This is a genomic window from Archangium sp. (genome assembly GCF_036389735.1).
Lineage (GTDB): Bacteria > Myxococcota > Myxococcia > Myxococcales > Myxococcaceae > Archangium.
This window is the reverse complement of the sequence record NZ_DASVWK010000705.1, coordinates 1-4,612: the sequence shown is the minus strand read 5'-3', so window position 1 is coordinate 4,612 and position 4,612 is coordinate 1. Positions and strand designations below refer to the sequence as shown.

The 4,612-nt window shown below is 65.6% G+C and carries 4 protein-coding genes and 1 pseudogene; 2 read left to right on the top strand and 3 right to left on the bottom strand.

Annotated features, from left to right (window positions below):
- The first annotated feature begins 138 nt into the window (after positions 1-138).
- Complete coding sequence (locus tag VF794_RS24930) at positions 139-1,056, top strand: DUF2381 family protein (RefSeq protein WP_331114555.1); 918 nt, start codon at positions 139-141, stop codon at positions 1,054-1,056.
- Positions 1,057-1,081: 25 nt separating this feature from the next.
- Here VF794_RS24930 and VF794_RS24925 read toward each other — a convergent pair whose 3' ends face one another.
- The 3 genes from VF794_RS24925 to VF794_RS24915 all read right to left on the bottom strand — a co-directional run bounded on the left by VF794_RS24925 (position 1,082) and on the right by VF794_RS24915 (position 3,838).
- The gene (locus VF794_RS24925; RefSeq protein ID WP_331114553.1) at positions 1,082-1,993 is read right to left on the bottom strand and encodes a DUF3396 domain-containing protein; all 912 of its coding nucleotides are present in this window, start codon (positions 1,991-1,993) and stop codon (positions 1,082-1,084) included.
- A 220-nt stretch (positions 1,994-2,213) separates the two neighbouring features.
- Positions 2,214-3,125 (bottom strand): DUF3396 domain-containing protein, encoded by a 912-nt coding sequence (locus tag VF794_RS24920; protein ID WP_331114551.1) that lies wholly within the window; start codon positions 3,123-3,125, stop codon positions 2,214-2,216.
- Positions 3,122-3,838 carry a hypothetical protein gene (locus tag VF794_RS24915; RefSeq protein WP_331114549.1) on the bottom strand — a complete coding sequence of 239 codons (717 nt, stop codon included), beginning with the start codon at positions 3,836-3,838 and terminating at the stop codon, positions 3,122-3,124. Before VF794_RS24915 ends, VF794_RS24920 begins: the two co-directional genes overlap by 4 nt.
- Before the next feature lie 475 nt (positions 3,839-4,313).
- Between VF794_RS24915 and VF794_RS24910 the strand changes: the two are divergent.
- Positions 4,314-4,612 (top strand): annotated as a pseudogene (locus tag VF794_RS24910) (hypothetical protein); the annotation flags it as partial.

Genomic DNA, 4,612 nt, shown 5'->3' with positions numbered 1-4,612 from the left:
CAGGCGGTGCGCGCGGTGGAGCAATTCAAGTAGGCGTTTGCGTGGGCCCGCCGTCCCGGGCTGGGCCTGGGGGTGCACGGGACTGTGGTAGAGGCCTGGGCCCGCACACTGCGCCCCAGCCTCCCTGGAGGTTTCTCCGTGCCCTTCACGTCCCCCACCGGCCTGCTGGCGCTTCTCCTCCTTTCCCAATCTCCCAGCCCCGCCGAGCCACCCGGCCAGGACGAGTGCGCGGCGGCGAGCCCCCGCGTCGAACTGTCCGCCGAGCCCACCGCGAAGGCCAGGGTGGTGTGCATCACCCCGGGCTTGCCCCTCACGCTCTCCTTCGATTCGCTGCTGCGGCCGGGCTCCGTGAGGCTGGGCGAGCCGGAGTGGTTCGAGGACATGGCGACAGGAAGGCAGTCGCTCTCGCTGAGTCCGCGCGAGAACCTGGAGGCGGGCAGGCGCTCCGAGGTGGAGGTGTGCTTCGCGGACAGTGCCGCCCCGGCGTGCGTCACCTTCATCCTCGTGACGCACCCGGGGCTGGGCATGCAGCGGGTGAAGGTGTTGCGCCAGAAGCGCACCGTGGCGGACTACCAACAATCCGAGCGGGAAGCGCGGGCCGAGGTTCAGCAGTGCCAGGAGGAGGTGCGGCAGCTCCGGGCCGAGCAGGCCGTGCCGGAGGGACTGCGCGGCGTGCTCGCCTCCGGGCTGCTGGGTGAGGAGGGCATCGCATCCAAGGACCTGACGGAGAGCGTCACCAGGAAGGAGGGAAACGCCCTCTCCCAGGAGCACGTCCAGAGCTACCGCGCCGGGGACCGGCTGGCGGTGGACATGCAGCTTCGGAATCCCGGCACGAGGCCCTGGGTGGCGGCGGGCGCGGTGCTGCGGAGCACCACGGGGGAGGTCCTCAAGCCCCTGCCGCTCTGGCCGCCGGAGCCCATTGCACCGGGACAGCGTGGCCGCGTGGTGGTGGAGGTGCTGGCCACGACGGAGCAGGCCCGGGGCACGTACACGCTCACGCTTTGGGACGCGGAGCGCAAGCGGACGGTCGTTCTCGGTGAGGTGACGTTCCCGTAGGACCGAAGACGGCCAGCCCCCCGCGTCAGTCCAGGAAGCGCCGCTCCCAACGGAACTCTTCCTCCGTAAGAAAGTCGCGGCTACGGCGGGGCGGCGCATGGTAGAGCCAGGGTTCGAGCACTCGCGCCAATTCGCGATAGGCGGGAAGGGTATTGCCCTGTTCCGTATCACCCGCTTCGGGCCAGGGGCCCAGGGTGACGACAGCGCGCTCCCCCTCCAATGACTGCACGGTGGTTCCGGGCGAGTGCAGGCGCGAGCGCAGCCCTTCCACTCCGCCCACCTCATCCAGCAAGGGCTGTCCCAGGAAGGTCAGCCATGCGGCCCCGCGTACCTTTGTGCCGATATGCCAGGCGACATGGTCTTCGGAGGGGATGTCCATGCCCGGATAGCGAAAGCACAGTTCGTGCACCACCTGCCTCACCCCCACGAGGTCAATCGCGGAACTGAAGTTCAATCCCCCTTGGCCCGAACAGAAGGGCAAAGGGCCCGCCAATTCCAGCGCCAACTCACGCACCCGTCCCGGGCCATGCTCCTCCAGGTACTCCGTGGGCAGCCAAAACGAGACTACCGTAACCGCATCTGGATCACGGACCAGCGAGGCCGCATCATATCTCTTGCCATGATAGCGAAACTCATACGCCTGCGAATCCTGTCCCCCAGACATGAGATAAAAGATGACCCAGTTATCGCCGAGCATCTCGTGTCGGAACTGTTCCCAGGCAGCGGAGTCCAGTTCTTGAGCGAACCCGTCGTGGTCCGAGTACCAGCCAAGCGCGTCTGGCCGTATCGCGGCGCGATAGGCATCAAGGGAGCGCAAGACGGCGGGCGCGACCTCATGGTGGGGGCGACGCATGTAGAAGGTGAAACTCAGGCCGTCGCGAACCACCGGATAGCCATTCTGCGCGAGGACTCGGATTCTCGGGTAGTGCGTGCTCATCGGATGACTCCCTCCGCGATGCGAGCCATCGCCGCGCACAACCGCGCCGCCAGTTCCGCTACGCGCGCTTCTCTCGGCTCCATTCCGGACATGTGCATGATACACCACTCCGACCGTCATCTTGTCCAGCACAACTTCTACGGTTGCCCTGCGCCTAGCCCCCGCCATCCCCGCGCCAAACCGAAGCACGGAACACGATCGGAGACGGCCAGCCCCCCCGTCAGTCAAGGAAGCGCCGCTCCCAGCGGAGCATGTCCTCCGGGGTGAAGTCAAAACGACGGGGGTGCGGTTCATGGTAGAGCCAAGGCTCAAGCACCCTGGCCAATTCACGATAGGCGGGAAGGGTATCGCCTTGTTCCGTGTCGCCCGCCTCGGGCCACTGGCCCAGGGTAACGACGGCGCGCAACCCCTCCAACGACTGCACAGTGGTTTCGGGTGAATGCAGGCACGCACGCACCCCCTCCACTCCGCCCATTTCACCCAGCACCGGCTGTCCCAGAAATGTCAGCCACGCGGCACCGCGTACCCGTGTACCGATGTGCCAGGCAACCCGGCCTAGCGCGGGGATCTCCATGCCCGGGTAGCGAAAGCATAGCTCGCGCACCGCCCGCTTCGCTCCCGAAAGGCTGAACTCGCAACTGAAGTTGAACCCCCCATGGCCCGAGCAGAGCGGCAGAGGGGCCGCCAACTCCAGCGCCAACTCGCGCACCCGTCCCGGGCCATGCTCCTCAAGGTACTCCGTGGGCAGCCAGAATGAGACCACCGAGACCGCATCCGGATCGATAGACAGCGAGGCGTCATCGAACAGCTTGCCATGGTAGCGGAACTGGTAACCCTGCTCGGCCTCGGCCGCATCCTTGAGATGAAAGATGAGCTGGTTATTGGCGAGCATCGCACGCCGGAACTGGTCCCAGGCAGCGGGACCCATTTCGTGAAAGAATCCTTCTTGGTCCATGTACCGGCTAAGCGCGTTTAGCCCCACTGCGGCGAGATAGGCCTCCAGGGAAATCAAGATGGCGGGTGCGACCTCGTGGTGAGGGTGGCGCATGTAGAAGGTGATGCTCAAGCCGTCACGGACGAGAAGGTAGCCGTCCTCCGCGCGGACTCGGATTCTGGGGCAGTGATTGCTCATCGGATGACTCCCCATCGGGGCGTAATCATTGCTATGGGGATCTCCCCAAACGCCTGCTCATACATCTCGCCTTGGCTCTTTCCATGATAAGACTGCCCGCTCTGGTATTGAGTCCAGCTAGGGGGATCCCTGTCGTTCTCACAGCGAAACTTGAAATCATAGATGGCTTGGATAGCGAGCAGGTCGCCCATATGGATGACCACATCTGGCTTCAGTGACCCCGCCAGCTCGCCGCCATTGCCGCTCTCTTCCAGTGCCTTTTCATCCTCGGCACTGACCGGCTTCTTCTGTTTTGTGTCGCTATCGTAGCGATAACGCTGCTCCAGACTGAATCTGCCCGGCACGACCTTGCCCAGTCGCTCCTCCGCACATTCCCGAGCCTCCTCGTGCATCTCGATGCCCAGTTGCATGGCCCAGTTCAAACCCTTGCGTCGTGGGTTCTTCGCTGGCTGGTTGCACTCCGTGGCGGTGGGTCGTCCATTTTCAAAGTCCGCCGCGTGTCGCAGAAGGACCTGAGAACGGGCGAACTCGGCACATTCCACGAGCGCCCTTTCGATGGCGTCCCGCGTTCCCTGGTCGAGCTTGGGTCTGTCGAGCGCCCCATTCACGACAGTCGCCACGGCGGCGACCGAGGCCGCCTCCTTGCCGTACTGGGCCACGCAAGCGGCGGCGTTGCCGGCACCACAGCCAGCCGTCGCGGTGTCGAGCCTCAAGTTGGAGCCTCCCTGCGTGGGGACTCGTGGAGAGGGAGACGGCCTCCCCTGGAGGCCCATCGTGCCGCTCGGAGGAGACCTCATGGGGCCGCCACTCGTCGCGCAGCCGGCCAGCAGGAGAAGGACCTCCAGGACAGGACGGCCCGTGGCATTCCTGGTCGTCGTGCCCATCCGCCGTGGCGGCATTTAGCGGCCTCTCCGGTTTTTCCAAGCTGTCCCGGCATTAGAGGAGGGGTCCTTCGGCCCGTCAAGCGACGGGCACGGCTCGTCCTTCCGTTCCGACAGGTTGTGGGGCAATACCCACTTGAGCAGTTGGCCAGGACTTCCCTTCCACGAGCCGCCATGCTACCTGAGGGGGCCTCGGCTCCCAGGCAGAACACCTGTCTGGGCTTGGAGGTGCCCTCATGACACGCTCCATCCCCGATGGCGCGGGCGGCTGGACGCACGTCGTGGAGTAGCCACCCAGGAGCAGACCATGGTCACGCCCTCCAGTTCCGAGTTCCCCATCCGTCCCCACGGCCCTGGTGGCCTTCTCTTCGAGGGGCCCGAGTATCGCTACGACTACCTGCGTCCCCTGGTGGAGCAGCAGGACTACAGCCCCATGGTGCTCGCCGAGCGCAGACCCCTGCGAGGCAGTGGGCCCACCCGTGTCGTCATCCTCCGCCGCGTGGTGATGCCGCCCAGGCCGGAGCGGCGCCAGCGTGCCCTGGAGGAGGTGCGGCTCGCCGCCCACCTGGAGCACCCCAACATCGCCCGGGTGTATGAACTGGAGGA